At 70.8% G+C, this 13,180-nt stretch carries 15 protein-coding genes; 7 read left to right on the forward strand and 8 right to left on the reverse strand.

Translation table 11 applies throughout. From position 1 onward, the window contains the following. Positions 1-171 precede the first annotated feature (171 nt). The 5 genes from lipA to JF597_RS42965 all read left to right on the forward strand — a co-directional run bounded on the left by lipA (position 172) and on the right by JF597_RS42965 (position 4,743). On the forward strand, positions 172-1,137 hold the full coding sequence (gene lipA / locus JF597_RS42945) for a lipoyl synthase (protein WP_294009520.1): 966 nt from the start codon (positions 172-174) through the stop codon (positions 1,135-1,137). 250 nt (positions 1,138-1,387) lie between these two features. Continuing rightward, positions 1,388-1,585, forward strand: coding sequence for a hypothetical protein (locus JF597_RS42950; protein ID WP_294009522.1), 198 nt, complete (start codon positions 1,388-1,390; stop codon positions 1,583-1,585). A gap of 70 nt (positions 1,586-1,655) precedes the next feature. After that, positions 1,656-2,357, forward strand: coding sequence for a DUF4191 domain-containing protein (locus JF597_RS42955; protein WP_294009524.1), 702 nt, complete (start codon positions 1,656-1,658; stop codon positions 2,355-2,357). Positions 2,358-2,526: 169 nt separating this feature from the next. Continuing rightward, the gene (locus JF597_RS42960; RefSeq protein WP_294009526.1) at positions 2,527-3,636 is read left to right on the forward strand and encodes a right-handed parallel beta-helix repeat-containing protein; all 1,110 of its coding nucleotides are present in this window, start codon (positions 2,527-2,529) and stop codon (positions 3,634-3,636) included. 42 nt (positions 3,637-3,678) lie between these two features. Next, positions 3,679-4,743, forward strand: a complete 1,065-nt coding sequence (locus tag JF597_RS42965; RefSeq protein ID WP_294009528.1) for a methyltransferase — start codon at positions 3,679-3,681, stop codon at positions 4,741-4,743. An 80-nt stretch (positions 4,744-4,823) separates the two neighbouring features. On the opposite strand, the gene JF597_RS42970 is transcribed toward JF597_RS42965, so the two are convergent. The 7 genes from JF597_RS42970 to JF597_RS43000 are packed head-to-tail and all read right to left on the reverse strand — an operon-like array spanning position 4,824 to position 9,994. Further along, positions 4,824-5,156: a TcmI family type II polyketide cyclase gene (locus JF597_RS42970; RefSeq protein ID WP_294009530.1), complete on the reverse strand. Its 333-nt coding sequence runs from the start codon at positions 5,154-5,156 to the stop codon at positions 4,824-4,826. A 34-nt stretch (positions 5,157-5,190) separates the two neighbouring features. Then, on the reverse strand, positions 5,191-5,670 hold the full coding sequence (locus JF597_RS42975; RefSeq protein ID WP_294009532.1) for an SRPBCC family protein: 480 nt from the start codon (positions 5,668-5,670) through the stop codon (positions 5,191-5,193). A gap of 1 nt (position 5,671) precedes the next feature. Next, complete coding sequence (locus JF597_RS42980) at positions 5,672-5,923, reverse strand: acyl carrier protein (RefSeq protein ID WP_089101200.1); 252 nt, start codon at positions 5,921-5,923, stop codon at positions 5,672-5,674. Between the two features lie 45 nt (positions 5,924-5,968). Further along, the gene (locus tag JF597_RS42985) at positions 5,969-7,213 is read right to left on the reverse strand and encodes a ketosynthase chain-length factor (RefSeq protein ID WP_294009536.1); all 1,245 of its coding nucleotides are present in this window, start codon (positions 7,211-7,213) and stop codon (positions 5,969-5,971) included. Further along, complete coding sequence (locus JF597_RS42990) at positions 7,210-8,478, reverse strand: beta-ketoacyl-[acyl-carrier-protein] synthase family protein (protein ID WP_294009538.1); 1,269 nt, start codon at positions 8,476-8,478, stop codon at positions 7,210-7,212. The genes JF597_RS42985 and JF597_RS42990 overlap by 4 nt, the downstream gene beginning before the upstream one ends. After that, positions 8,475-8,888: a cupin domain-containing protein gene (locus tag JF597_RS42995; protein ID WP_294009540.1), complete on the reverse strand. Its 414-nt coding sequence runs from the start codon at positions 8,886-8,888 to the stop codon at positions 8,475-8,477. Before JF597_RS42995 ends, JF597_RS42990 begins: the two co-directional genes overlap by 4 nt. A gap of 35 nt (positions 8,889-8,923) precedes the next feature. After that, entirely contained in the window at positions 8,924-9,994 is a 1,071-nt protein-coding gene (locus JF597_RS43000; protein ID WP_294009542.1) for a SchA/CurD-like domain-containing protein, read from the reverse strand. A gap of 213 nt (positions 9,995-10,207) precedes the next feature. Here JF597_RS43000 and JF597_RS43005 point away from each other — a divergent pair, with 213 nt between their 5' ends. Further along, positions 10,208-11,848, forward strand: coding sequence for an FAD-dependent monooxygenase (locus JF597_RS43005; RefSeq protein ID WP_294009544.1), 1,641 nt, complete (start codon positions 10,208-10,210; stop codon positions 11,846-11,848). Positions 11,849-12,099: 251 nt separating this feature from the next. On the opposite strand, the gene JF597_RS43010 is transcribed toward JF597_RS43005, so the two are convergent. Then, positions 12,100-12,567: an RDD family protein gene (locus JF597_RS43010; protein WP_294009546.1), complete on the reverse strand. Its 468-nt coding sequence runs from the start codon at positions 12,565-12,567 to the stop codon at positions 12,100-12,102. A gap of 212 nt (positions 12,568-12,779) precedes the next feature. Here JF597_RS43010 and JF597_RS43015 point away from each other — a divergent pair. After that, a partial coding sequence (locus tag JF597_RS43015) for a glutamine synthetase beta-grasp domain-containing protein (RefSeq protein ID WP_294009548.1) occupies positions 12,780-13,180 on the forward strand: 401 nt, incomplete at its 3' end.

Raw genomic sequence — 13,180 nt, forward strand, 5'->3', positions numbered from 1 at the left:
AGACAGCCCGCCTGGGGGCCACCCCCCTCCGGGGGAGTCCGAGGGCAAGGCCGAAGGCCGAAAGCGGGGGGCCGAGGGTGGCAGCCCCAGAGGTCAGCACCCACACCGGGCATTCAAATCAACGGGCGTACCCTGAAGGTCGCCGAAGAATCAATCGCTAGGGAGCCGGTCGTGTCCGCAGTCTCACCCGACGGACGCAAGATGCTGCGCCTGGAGGTCCGCAACAGCCAGACCCCCATCGAGCGCAAGCCCGAGTGGATCAAGACCCGGGCGAAAATGGGCCCCGAGTACACGAAGATGCAGAACCTCGTGAAGAGCGAGTCCCTGCACACGGTCTGCCAGGAAGCCGGCTGCCCGAACATCTACGAGTGCTGGGAGGACCGCGAGGCGACCTTCCTCATCGGCGGCGACCAGTGCACCCGGCGCTGCGACTTCTGCCAGATCGACACCGGCAAGCCCGAGGCGCTGGACCGCGACGAGCCGCGCCGCGTCGGCGAGTCCGTGGTCACCATGGACCTGAACTACGCGACCATCACCGGCGTCGCCCGCGACGACCTGGAGGACGGCGGCGCCTGGCTCTACGCCGAGACGGTCCGCCAGATCCACGCGCAGACGGCGGAGCGCGAGGCCGGCCGCACCAAGGTCGAGCTCCTCGCCCCCGACTTCAACGCGGTCCCCGAGCAGCTCGCCGAGGTCTTCTCGGCCCGCCCCGAGGTCTTCGCGCACAACGTCGAGACCGTGCCCCGGATCTTCAAGCGGATCCGCCCCGGATTCCGCTACGACCGCTCGCTCGGGGTCATCACCGCCGCCCGCGACTTCGGCCTGGTCACCAAGTCCAACCTCATCCTCGGCATGGGCGAGACCCGCGAGGAGGTCAGCGACGCGCTGCGCCAGCTGCACGAGGCCGGCTGCGAGCTCGTCACCATCACGCAGTACCTGCGCCCGAGCGTGCGGCACCACCCCGTGGAGCGCTGGGTCAAGCCGCAGGAGTTCGTGGAGCTGAAGGAGGAGGCCGAGCAGATCGGCTTCTCCGGCGTCATGTCCGGCCCGCTGGTGCGGTCCTCGTACCGCGCCGGCCGCCTGTACCAGATGGCCGTCGAGAAGCGGGGCGCGTTCGTCGCCGCACAGGCGGTCTGACGGCGGTCCGGACCGGCCCCGCCGCCGAGCGTGTGAATTCACGCACAAACTATTACTGACCAGTAGTGACCGAATGGACGCGGTCCCGGCAGTCCTCGCTGATGAGGACATACGCCGGGACCGCGTCGGCGTTCCCGGCCGGCGTATCAAGGCTTCATGGGCGTTTGACCGGTCGGTCACGCCCTGGTAACACCGAACAGTGACCCTGGTATCACAGCATGTACACCCACCTCGAGGGGGGACCTCCACCATGCAGGCCGCGCCCGTTCGCGCCACCGCGATCCCGTCCTTCACCGACGCGCTGCGCGCCGTCGAGTCGCTGCTCATGAGCAGCGGCCAGCGCACCGCGCGCCAGAACGCCTGGACCTCCGTGCTGGAGGACCGCCGTCGCGCCAAGGACCGGGTCGAGGCCCAGCGCTTCCTGGAGCAGGCCGCCGGCCGCTCCTGACGCCCCTTCCGCGGCCCTTGTCGGGACACTGCCGTCGTCGGCACTCCCGGGGCCACGTAGACTTCGGGGCATGGCGAGGAAGGAACCCGCAGCGGACGCTGCGAATGCGGGACGGCTGAAGCAGATCGTCCTGACGTACAAGATGACCCGCAAGGCCGACAAGATGATCGGTCTTGTACTTGCGGGTGTCGGTCTCGGCACCCTTGCCGTCTTCCTCGTGATCGGCTTCCTGATCGGCCACCCGGTCTATCTGGGCATCCTGGGCCTGCTGCTCGCGTTCCTCGCGACGGCGATCGTCTTCGGCCGGCGGGCCGAGCGGGCGGCCTTCGGCCAGATGGAGGGCCAGCCGGGTGCCGCGGCCGCCGTCCTGGACAACATCGGGCGGGGCTGGACGACGACGCCGGCGGTGGCGATGAACCGCAGCCAGGACGTGGTGCACCGGGCGGTCGGCAAGGCCGGCATCGTCCTGGTCGCCGAGGGCAACCCGAACCGGGTGAAGACCCTGCTGGCCGCCGAGAAGAAGAAGATGGCCCGGATCGTGGCCGACGTGCCGGTGCACGACGTGATCGTGGGCACGGGCGAGGACCAGGTCCCGCTGAAGAAGCTGCGGACCACGATGCTGAAGTTCCCGCGCGTGCTGACGGGGCCCCAGGTGACGACCACCAACGACCGGCTGCGGGCGATGGGGGACCTGATGAGCAACATGCCGTTGCCGAAGGGGCCGATGCCGAAGGGGATGCGGATGCCCAAGGGTGGACCTCGGGGGCGGTAAACGCCGGTAGGCACGCCTACGAGCTCGGGCGCGGTGGTTGCGTTGGCGACTGCCGCGCCTTCGTGGTTCCTCGCGCCCCTGCAGGGCGCTCAAAGCGGGGCACTCATGACACGCCGCCGAACGGAGCATCCCGGCGTTTATCGGGTCATCTGCTCCTAACCTGCCTGATGTGACAAAACGCCATATCACATACCTCGCGTGCAGCGCCGCCCTGTGCGGCTCCCTCCTCGGCGCCGCCCCGGCGACCTCCTCGCACGGCGTTCTGACCGTGCACCCGGGTGAATCCATCCAGAAGGCGGTCGACGCCGCCGAGCCCGGTGACACGGTCCTGGTGCTGGCCGGCACCTACCACGAGAGCGTCAAGGTGACCACGCCCGGCCTCACCCTGCGTGGTGTGGGCCCGGAGACCGTGCTCCAGCCGGTCAAGAAGGCCAAGAAGCCCAAGAAGGTCAAGAAGGCCCTGGGCGGCACGAAGCAGACCACCGTGAAGTCGTGCGCCGAGATGGGCAACGGCATCTGCGTGGTGGGCGCCAAGAAGCAGCCCGTCGAGGACGTGACCATCGCCCACATGACCGTGACCGGGTTCTCCCGGACCGGCGTCATGGCCGTGGGCGCGGCCAACCTGCACGTGCACGGCGTGGCCGCCGTGAAGAACGGGCAGTGGGGTCTCGCCGAGGAGCGCTCGGTCCACAGCATGTACCAGAACAACATCGCCCGGAACAACGGCGACGCGGGCATCTTCCTCGCCAACTCCGTCACCACGGAGAAGGGCGCCGTCGACACGTTCGGCACCGTCGTCGAGCACAACATCCTGGAGAACAACCGCATCGGCGTCACCGTGCGCCGGCTGCGCGACCTCACGGTCTCGGACAACTCGGTCACCGGGAACTGCGCGGGCGTGTTCGTCGTCGGCGACGAGAACAAGCCGAAGGCCGGTCACCTGACGGTCGCCGACAACCAGGTCGTGAAGAACAACAAGTACTGCAAGAAGACCGCCCGGCTGTCCTTCCTGCAGGGCTCCGGCATCGTGCTGACCGGCGCCGAGAACACCCTGGTGACCGGGAACACCGTCACCGGGAACTCCGGCAAGTCCCCGCTGTCGGGCGGTGTCGTGGTCTTCAAGAGCTTCGTGGGCGTCACGAGCGACAAGAACCAGGTCACCCGCAACAAGCTGTCGGGCAACTCCCCCGCCGACCTGGTCAACCAGGAGGCGAGCAAGCACGGCAACGCCTTCAAGGACAACACCTGCAAGAAGTCCAAGCCCGCGGGTCTGTGCTGACCTGACGGCCCTGCGACACCCCACACGGAAGGAAGGCGGCACATGACCGCACCAGCACGCGACCGCACGACGCCGGCCAAGCGGCCGGAGGAGGACGCTCCGCCGCCGTCGATGCGGCTGCGCGAGCTCGTGTTCGGGGCGGCCTGTGCCGCCGCCGTCCGCGCGGCCGCCCGGCTGCGCGTCGCCGACGCGCTCGGGGACGCCCCCATGACCGTGGAGTCCCTGGCGTCGGTGGTGAAGACCGACCCTAAGCCGCTGCGCCGGCTGCTGCGCGCCCTGTCGTGCTACGGCGTCTTCGCCGAGCGGCCGGACGGGACGTTCGCCCACACCGAGACCTCCCGGCTGCTGCGCGAGGACGACCCGCACAGCCTGCGCTACATCGCCCTGTGGTGCACCGAGCCGTGGACCTGGGACGCCTGGCCGAAGCTCGACGAGGCCGTGCGCACCGGCCGCAACGTCGTCGAGGACCTCTACGGCAAGGAGTTCTTCGTCTACCTGAACGAGGACGCGCCGGAATCGGCGGACGTCTTCAACCGGGCGATGACCACCTCCAGCGAGCAGTCGGCCCGGGAGGTCGCGGCCCTGCTCGACCTGTCCGGCAGCCGCTCGGTCGCCGACCTCGGCGGCGGGCAGGGGCACGTGGTGGCCAGCCTTCTGGACAAGTACCCGGCGATGAAGGGCTACCTGCTGGATCTGCCCAAGGTGGTGGAGAAGGCGCTGCCCCGGCTGCGCGAGGGCGGGGACCTCGCGGACCGGGCGCGGGTGGTGCCCGGTGACATCCGGGAGGCCGTGCCGGTCGACGCGGACGTCTACGTCATCAAGAACATCCTGGAGTGGGACGACGAGTCCACGGCGCGGCTGCTCGCCAACGTGGTCGCGGCGGGCGGGCCCGGGGCCCGGGTCGTGGTGATCGAGAACCTGGTCGACGACACCCCGTCGATGCGGTTCAGCACCGCGATGGACCTGCTGCTGCTCCTGAACGTCGGCGGGGCCAAGCACACCACCGACTCCATGGTGCGGCGGCTGGGCGACGCGGGTCTGAGCGTCAACGACATCCGGCCGGTCAACCCCTACCTGCACGCCTTCGACTGCACGGTGCCCGCCTGAGCCGGCGCCCCGGCACGCGCCGGTGCCGGGCCCGCGTCGTGCGCGGGTCCGGCACCGTTGGCGTACGGCGGTACGCGGGGTCATGCGCCGCCGTCGCGCTCCCAGAGGTAGAAGCGCTGGGCCATCGCGTCCTTCGGGGAACGCCAGGTCTCCGGGTCGTACGCGCTGACGTACGCCGTGAGACGTTCGCTGATGTCCCTGAACTCGGGGTGCGAGGTGACCTTGGCGATGGCCGGTCCCGGCTCGCGCTCGGATTCGACGAGGTGCATGTACACATCGCCGAACTGGAAGAGGCTGCGCCGGACCACCCCGACGAGGTGCGGCAGCTCTCCCCGGTCGGACTCCGCGAACACCTTCGCGATGTCGGGCGCGGAGCCCGGTGCCATGCGGGCGACGATCAGGGCCTGGTGCACGTGTCTCTCCGTTCCTGTCTTCCGGACGGCCGGCTCAGTCGGCGAGGGCCGGGTCGGGGCGCCGGCCGGTGGCGGCCTTCTCGATCTTGTCCCGGATCAGGGCCATCTGGACCTTGGAGTTCTTGTTGATGTTGTCGGTCATCCACTCGTCGTCGACGGGGGCGTCCGGCTTCATCGCGAAGTCCTGGGTCCAGACCATCCGGGTACCGGCGGGCACCTCCTCGTACTGCCAGAGGATGTCCATGTGCGCGAACGGGCCGGTCTCGACCCGGCGGGCCTTGACGCGGAGGTTGCGGCGGTCCGCCTCGCGCTCGGAGACCCAGCTCCACACCTTGCCGTTCTCGTCGGGGTGCATGGTCAGCCGGAAGGTGACCTTCTTCCCGTCCTCCTCGAGGATCTCGGCGCTGGCGTACTCGCTGAACAGCTGGGGCCAGTTGGCCACGTCGTTGGTCATGTCCCAGACCAGGTCGACGGGCGCGGCGATGGTGATCTCGTTCTGGGTGTGTCCGGTCATGTCAGGCTCCCGCGGGCATGGCGCTGTTGACGAGGTCGAGGAACTGGCGGGGCGTCTTGCACCGCTCGGCGTCCACCGGCATGGGCACGCCGTGCCGGTTCTCCAGCTCGCCGACGATGCCGAGCAGGCCGAGCGAGTCGACGCCGAGGACGTCGAATCCGCTGTCGGCCCGGTCCTGGAGGTCGGCCGGGGAGACGGTGACGCCGGCGGCCTTCTTCATGAGTTCGGACAGTTCGTCCACGGTGATGCTCATAGCAACTCCTTCTGCTATCGCTGCTGGGCAGCTGGTGTGTTCGACTCACCCGGCCGCGCCGTGGCGCAGCACGAGCGCCGAGTTCGACCCCATGAGGCCCCGGCTGAGCACCAGTGCCGCGCGTGGCTGCGCGGCACGGGCGCTGCCGGTCACGAGGTCGAGGTCGTGGCAGATGTCGAAGACGCCCGGGGTCGGCGGGATCAGCCCGTGTTCCATCGCCAGCACCGCGGCCGCGGTGTCGAGGACGGGGGCGGCGCAGTAGCCCCGGCCGATCCCGGCCTTGGGCGCGGTGACCGGCACCCGCCTGCCGTGCGCGCCGAGGACGTCGGTGATGGCCAGCGCCTCCGCCCGGTCGGCCTCGGGCACGCCGAGGGCGTCGGCGAAGACCACGTCGATCTCCTCGGGGGCGCAACCGGCCTCGGCCAGCGCCCCGCGGATCGCCTGGGCGAGCCCGGCCCGGGACTCGGCCCAGCGGGAGGCGCCGGTGAAGGTGGACGCGTGGCCGTCGAGGGTGGCCCGGACCGGCAGTCCGCGCCGGCGGGCCGAGCCGGTGTCCTCCACGACGAGCATGGCGCCGCCCTCGGCCGGCACGAACCCGCAGGCCTGGTCGGTGAACGGACGGTAGGCGCGGGCCGGGTCGGCCTCCCGGCTGAGCTCCTCGTAGCCGAGCTGGCAGACCACCGAGTACGGAGCTATCGGCGCCTCGGTGGAGCCGGCCACGATGACGTCCGTACCGCGGCGGACCGCGCGGGCCGCGTGGGCGAGGGCGTCCAGGCCGCCGGCCTCGTCGGCGGCGACCACCGAGCAGGGGCCCTTGAAGCCGCGCCGGATGGAGATCTGGCCGGTGCTGGCCGCGTAGAACCAGGCGATGGACTGGTAGGGGCCGACGAACCGGCTGCCCTTGCCCCACAGCTGCTGGAGCTCGCGCTGGCCGAACTCGCCGCCGCCGGAGCCGGCCGCGGTGACCACGCCGACGTCGAACGGCGAGCCGTCGGTGTCGCCATGGCCGAGCCGGGCGTCTTCGAGTGCCAGGTCGGCCGCGGCCATCGCGAAGTGCGTGAAGCGGTCGGTCTGGACGATGAGGCGTTCCTCGACGGCGGCCGCCGGGTCGAAGTCGCGGACTTCTCCGGCCACCTTCATGGGCAGGTGCTCGCAGCCGTCGCGGGTCACCTTGTCGAGGACGTTGCGTCCCTCCTGGACGGACTTCCAGAAGGTCTCGGTGCTGGTTCCGTTGGGCGCGACGACACCGATGCCGGTGACGGCCGCCCGTCGAGACCGGGGTTCGCTCATCGTGTCCGTCCTCTCTGCCGGGTCAGGATCACCGCGGACTGGAAGCCGCCGAACCCGCTGCCCACGGACAGGACACCGCTCAGGGGCCGTTCGCGGGCGACGCGCGGTACGTAGTCGAGGTCGCACTCGGGGTCGGGGGTCTCGTAGTTGGCGGTGGGCGGGACGACCTGGTGGGCCAGGGCGAGCACGCAGGCGACGACCTCGATCGCGCCGATCGCGCCGAGCGAGTGGCCCACCATGGACTTGATGGAGCTCATGGGCGTGCGGTAGGCGTGCTGTCCGAGCGCCTTCTTCACGGCGGCGGTCTCGTGGCGGTCGTTCTGCCGGGTGCCGGAGCCGTGCGCGTTGACGTAGTCGATGGCGGTGGGGTCGAGGCGGGCGTGGTTGAGGGCGGTCTCGATGGCGCGGGCCATCTCCAGTCCCTCGCTGGTGAGACCGGTCATGTGGTAGGCGTTGCCGAAGGTGGCGTAGCCGTCGAGCAGGCAGTAGATGTGCGCGCCGCGGGCCTTGGCGTGCTCCTCCTCCTCCAGGACGAGCACCGCGCCGCCCTCGCCCATGACGAATCCGTCACGGCGGTTGTCGAAGGGGCGGGAGGCGTGCTCGGGGTCGTCGTTGTTCGGGGAGGTGGCCTTGATCGCGTCGAAGCAGGCCATGGTGATCGGTGAGATCGGGGAGTCCGAGGCACCGGCGATGCAGATGTCGGCGCGGCCCTCCTGGACGGTGTGGAAGGCGTAGCCGACGGCGTCCAGGCCCGAGGTGCAGCCGGTGGACACGGTCTGTACCGGGCCCTGGGCGCCGAATCGTTCCGCCACCGCGGAGGCGAGCGTGCTCGGCGAGAACGCCCGGTGCAGCTGGGGCTGCGCCTGCCGGTGGTCCACGTCCCAGCGCTGTCCCGCGCCGCTCACCAGGACGTAGTCGTGCTCGAGACGGGTGGTGCCACCGACCGCCGTCCCCAGGGAGACCCCGATCCGCCAGGGGTCCTCCCGGCCGAGGTCGAGACCGGAGTCCCGGACCGCCTCGTCGCCGGCGACCAGGGCGAACTGTATGTACCGGTCCGCCCGCTCGATCTCCTCGGCGTCCAGGCCGTGCGCCGCCGGGTCGAAGTCGCACTCTGCGGCGATCCGCGACCTGAGGCCCGAGGGGTCGAAGAAGGTGATGCCGCGCGTCGCGGTCCGGCCCGAGGCGAGCAGATCCCAGAACGCCGGTACGCCCACACCCCCCGGAGCGACGATGCCTATGCCCGTAACCGCCACGCGCCGGGTCACGACCGGACCTGCCCCACGGCGACGGCTTCCGTCTCCTCCGTGTCGACGTGGCCCAGGGCCGGGCGCGGGGCCAGCGGGCCGAGGTGGAAGACGATCCGGGCCTCGACATTGCCCACGTTGCGGAAGCGGTGCTTCATGTTGATGGGGATCATCAGCCCCTGTTCGGGCCGCAGCGGGTGCGGTTCGCCGTCCAGGTCGACTTCCATCTCGCCGCAGACGACGTACACGAACTCCTCGGAGTACGGGTGGTAGTGCTCGGCGATGCGGTCGCCCGGCTGCACGATGGCCACACCCATGAAGCCGCTGGTGGAACCCACCGTGGCCGGGGTGAGCATGGCGCGCAGATCGCCGCCGCGCCGGGTGTTGGGCTCGACCTCGCTGAGGTCCACGATCTTCGGAATGGGCTGCATGTCTGCGTTCCTCCGTGGGGGTGAAGGGTCGGGCGTCAGGCGTCCGGGGAGCGGCGGTCGGTGAGGAGCTGCATCCGCACCGCGTCGCCGTCCAGCAGGGCGGTCAGCGCGTGGGCCGGGGTGACGTCCACCGGCGTGCCGGGCCGCTGCTCGACCAGGCGGACCACGACGTCGTCGCGCTGGAAGACCGTGCTGTGCAGCACCGGGCCGGCCGGGTCCTCGGCCGCGGCCTCGTCCTGTTGCGCGAGCAGCTCCGCGAGCCGCATCCCGCAGCCCGGACGGGCCGGGTAGTACAGCGCGTGCCGCTCGCCCTCGGCCAGCTCCTCGGCGCTGACGTGGTGGACGGCCGGCAGCGCCGCCCGGGTGAAGAACACCCGTGCGGACTCCTGGTCGTTGAGGTCGCGCTCCTGCTCCAGGTAGGGGTTGATGGCCTCCTCGACGGCCCGCACCTCGGGCTGCCGGGCGACGTGGCGCAGGGCGGCCATCAGGTCGCCGCGCACCTCGATGGCCCGCACCACCCGGTTGCCGTGCAGGAACAGGGAGGTGCGGCAGAGCCGGGTGGAGTCGTCGACCTTCGCCTCGGGCGAGGAGTAGTCCGCGAGGATCTTCGCGACCTCGGCCTCGCTTCCCGGCGTGACCGTGAAGGTGAGCGCGTGGCGGATCACGCCGTCGCCCATCCGGGGGTTGGCCTGCAGGACGCGTGCGGCGTTGGCCGACGGGCCGCCGGTCTCCCGTACGACGTGGAAGCGGAGCGAGCGGGTGTCGCGGACGCAGTTGTGCAGCGGCTTCACCATCTCCACGTGCTCCTCGCTGTTCACCCAGGCGAGGAACGGCGGGGCGCTCTCCCACTCGCTGGTGATCAGCCACTGCGAGGGGTTCTCGATCGACTGGCAGAGCTGGTCGCTGACGTGGCCGGGCACCTGGGCGACCTGGCTGCACAGCTGCTCGTAGGCCTCCAGGAACTGCTGCTGCGCGCCGTCGTAGACGTCCACCAGCAGGACGACCCGGAGCCGGGAGCCGTCGAAGACGGACTGGGAGACCCGTGTCGACACCGGGCGGGTCGTTCGTGTCGGCTTTTCCGAAACCTTTTCCGAGATCGTCGTCATGCTTCGCACATCTCCTTCGCGGGGGCAGCGGCCTGCGCCTTCGCCGATGACGTGGCGTCAGCGCTTCTTGATCCTGTGCCGGTCCTCCGAAGCGCGCGACTCGCGTGAACCAGGTGGGTGATTGAGCACGCCGAACCCCTCCCGAGGGGGCCCGGACGGGGCATGGACGTTCCAACGCACCTGACGCACCAACCCCCGCCTCTGGAGTGCCCGATGCACCAGAAAACCGATCACCAGGTCCCCGTCCTCGTGGTGGGCGGCTCCCTCGTGGGCCTGTCCATGTCCCTCTTCCTGGGCCGACTGGGCGTCCGCCACATGCTCGTCGAGAGACACTCCGGGACCTCGGTCCACCCACGCGGCCGGGGCAACAACGTGCGGACGATGGAGCTGTTCCGGAGAGCCGGCATCGAGCCGGACATCAAGGCCGCGGCCTCCCTCCTCGCCGGCAACCACGGCATCCTGCAGGCCCCGACGCTGGTCGGCGACGCCGGCGACTGGCTGTTCAAGGAGATCGACCCGGGCGGCGGACTCGCGAGGTTCAGCCCTACGGGTTGGTGCCTGTGCAGCCAGAACGACCTCGAACCGGTGCTCCGCCGGGCGGCCGAGTCGCTCACCGGCGAGCTGCGCTACTTCCACGAGCTGGAGTCCTTCGAACAGGACCCCGAAGGAGTGACGGCGTACGTCCGCGACCGTGACTCCGACCGGATGTACACCGTCCGCGCGGACTACCTGGTCGCGGCCGACGGTCCGCGCTCCCCGGTCCGCGGCCGGCTCGGCATCGGCCAGACGGGCCCCGGCGACCTGTTCGCGAACGTCAGCATCACCTTCCGTTCGAAGCTGCTCCAGAACACGGTCGGGGACCGCCGCTTCATCTGCTGCTACCTCACCGACCCGGAGGCCGACGGCGCCCTCCTCCCCGTCGACAACAAGGAGCGCTGGGTCTTCCACGCGCCCTGGCACCCCGAACGCGGCGAGACGCTCGACGAGTTCACGGAGGAACGGCTCACCCGGCACATCCGGCGGGCGGTCGGCGTCCCCGATCTCGACGTCGAGGTCACCGGCCGCGCGTCCTGGCGGGCGGCCGAACGGGTGGCCGAACGGTACGGGTCCGGGCGGGTCTTCCTGGCCGGCGACTCCGCGCACGAGATGTCCCCGACGGGGGCCTTCGGCTCCAACACCGGCATCCAGGACGCCCACAACCTCGCCTGGAAGCTGGCGGCGGTCCTCGACGGCTGGGCCGGGCCGGGCCTGCTGGAGTCGTACGACGCCGAGCGCCGCCCGGTCGCCCTCGCCACCAGCGCCCGCGCGTCCGCCCGCTCCGTCGAGCACAGCCACCCCGGCTTCGCGCCGGCCCCCGGCGTCGGGGCCGACCGGCGCGGCGGCATCCTCAACGTCGTCCTCGGCTACCGGTACCCGAAGGGCGCGGTCCTCGGCGCCGACCCGGACCAGCCGCTGGTACCCAATGGGATGAACCTCACCGGCCAGCCGGGCAGCCGGGCCCCGCACCTGTGGCTGCGCCGGGAGGGCGAGCGGGTGTCCACGCTCGACCTGTACGAGCGGTCGATGGTGCTGCTGAGCGACGCGGGCTCGGCCGGAGGCGCGGCCTGGCACGCCGCAGCCCGGCGGATCGCGGACACGGAGCGGCTCCGGCTGGACACGTACCGCGTCGGGCCGGCGGGCGATCTTGTGTACGACTCGGAGGACGGCGACTGGGCGGCGGCGCACGGTACGACGGCGGACGGGGCGGTACTGGTCCGTCCCGACGGCTTCGTTGCCTGGCGCTCGGAGGGGGCCGTATCCGACCCGGAGGGAGAGCTGCGGGACGTTCTGGCGCGGGTGCTGCGGAGGAGGTGAGCCGCGGGGGTGGGCGGCGCGGGGGCGGGGACGCTTAGCGGCGCTTGCCGGGTGCCTCCCCCACGCTCGGCTTCGCTCGCGCGGGGACCCCCATCGCCCACCCGTGCCGCCCTGGGGGCAGCTCCCAGGCCCTTAAGGCACTGGGGAGGCACGACTGCCCGCAGCTACGTCTTTGTCTTTCAGGGGCGCCGGGGGTACCCCGGCCGAAGGCTGGGGGAGGAACTGCGCGACCAGCCCCCACGGCGCCACGCCTACATACGGACCTCGACGGTCTTCGCCAGCCGGTCGTGCAGGCCCCTGCCGTCCCGGTCCCAGACCAGCGCCGGGATCGCGAGGCACAGCAGCACCGTGCGGGCCAGTGCGCGCCCCGGCTGCACCCGGCCCGTCCCGACGCCGACCACCCGCAGCCGGAACAGCCGCTTGCCCGGCGTGAAGCCGATCGTGCCGACCGTGAGGACCCCGAGGACGAAGAAGATGAGCAGCGCCCAGTTGCTGGTCGCCGGGGTGTAGCCGTGCGTGATCAGGCCGTATGCGATCAAGACGCACAGCGCCCAGTCCACGACCAGCGCACCGAGCCGCCGCCCGGGGCGGGCGATGGAGCCCGGCCCCTCCTCCGGCAGACCCAGCTGCTCGCCCCGGTACCCGAACTCCGCACCGGCGTCCTCCATGGCCGCACGGGGTCCGGAGAGCCACGATCCGATTGCTTGCCTGTTGTCCACCCGTAAACGGTACTGCCCCGGTATCCACCCGGGGCCGGCCGGGGTGTCCCGGGGCTACCGTGGAACCGAGCCCGGTTAACTTCAGCGAAACAAACGGGTCACGCCCGAGAAATCACCCGTCCCTAGGGTCGAGGTCAGCGTGTGCCACCGCACTGGCCGCACGAACGAACTACCACCCCGGCACGGGAACGGCCGGGAGTAGGAGGAGCTGGATGTTCCAGAACGCCGACGAGGCCAAGAAGTTCATCGCGGACGAGGACGTCAAGTTCATCGACGTCCGTTTCTGCGACCTGCCGGGCGTCATGCAGCACTTCACGCTGCCCGTCGAGGCGTTCGACCCGGACGAGGAGCTCGCGTTCGACGGTTCGTCGATCCGTGGTTTCCAGGCGATCCACGAGTCCGACATGGCGCTGCGCGCGGACCTGTCGACCGCCCGTGTGGACTCGTTCCGCCGGGACAAGACGCTCAACATCAACTTCTTCATCCACGACCCGATCACGGGCGAGCAGTACTCCCGTGACCCGCGCAACGTGGCGAAGAAGGCGGAGGCGTACCTGGCGTCGACCGGTATCGCCGACACCGCGTACTTCGGCCCCGAGGCCGAGTTCTACGT

The sequence above is a fragment of the Streptomyces sp. genome (assembly GCF_019510245.1).
In the GTDB taxonomy this organism is placed as follows: domain Bacteria; phylum Actinomycetota; class Actinomycetes; order Streptomycetales; family Streptomycetaceae; genus Streptomyces.

Coding starts and splice junctions, on each gene's coding strand:
- JF597_RS42980 (WP_089101200.1), bottom strand. CDS start 5,923: ATGAGCATCACCGTGGACGAACTGTCCGAACTCATGAAGAAGGCCGCC.
- JF597_RS42995 (WP_294009540.1), bottom strand. CDS start 8,888: ATGCAGCCCATTCCGAAGATCGTGGACCTCAGCGAGGTCGAGCCCAAC.
- JF597_RS42955 (WP_294009524.1), top strand. CDS start 1,656: ATGGCGAGGAAGGAACCCGCAGCGGACGCTGCGAATGCGGGACGGCTG.
- JF597_RS43000 (WP_294009542.1), bottom strand. CDS start 9,994: ATGACGACGATCTCGGAAAAGGTTTCGGAAAAGCCGACACGAACGACC.
- JF597_RS42985 (WP_294009536.1), bottom strand. CDS start 7,213: ATGAGCGAACCCCGGTCTCGACGGGCGGCCGTCACCGGCATCGGTGTC.
- JF597_RS42975 (WP_294009532.1), bottom strand. CDS start 5,670: ATGACCGGACACACCCAGAACGAGATCACCATCGCCGCGCCCGTCGAC.
- JF597_RS43005 (WP_294009544.1), top strand. CDS start 10,208: ATGCACCAGAAAACCGATCACCAGGTCCCCGTCCTCGTGGTGGGCGGC.
- JF597_RS42965 (WP_294009528.1), top strand. CDS start 3,679: ATGACCGCACCAGCACGCGACCGCACGACGCCGGCCAAGCGGCCGGAG.
- JF597_RS42950 (WP_294009522.1), top strand. CDS start 1,388: ATGCAGGCCGCGCCCGTTCGCGCCACCGCGATCCCGTCCTTCACCGAC.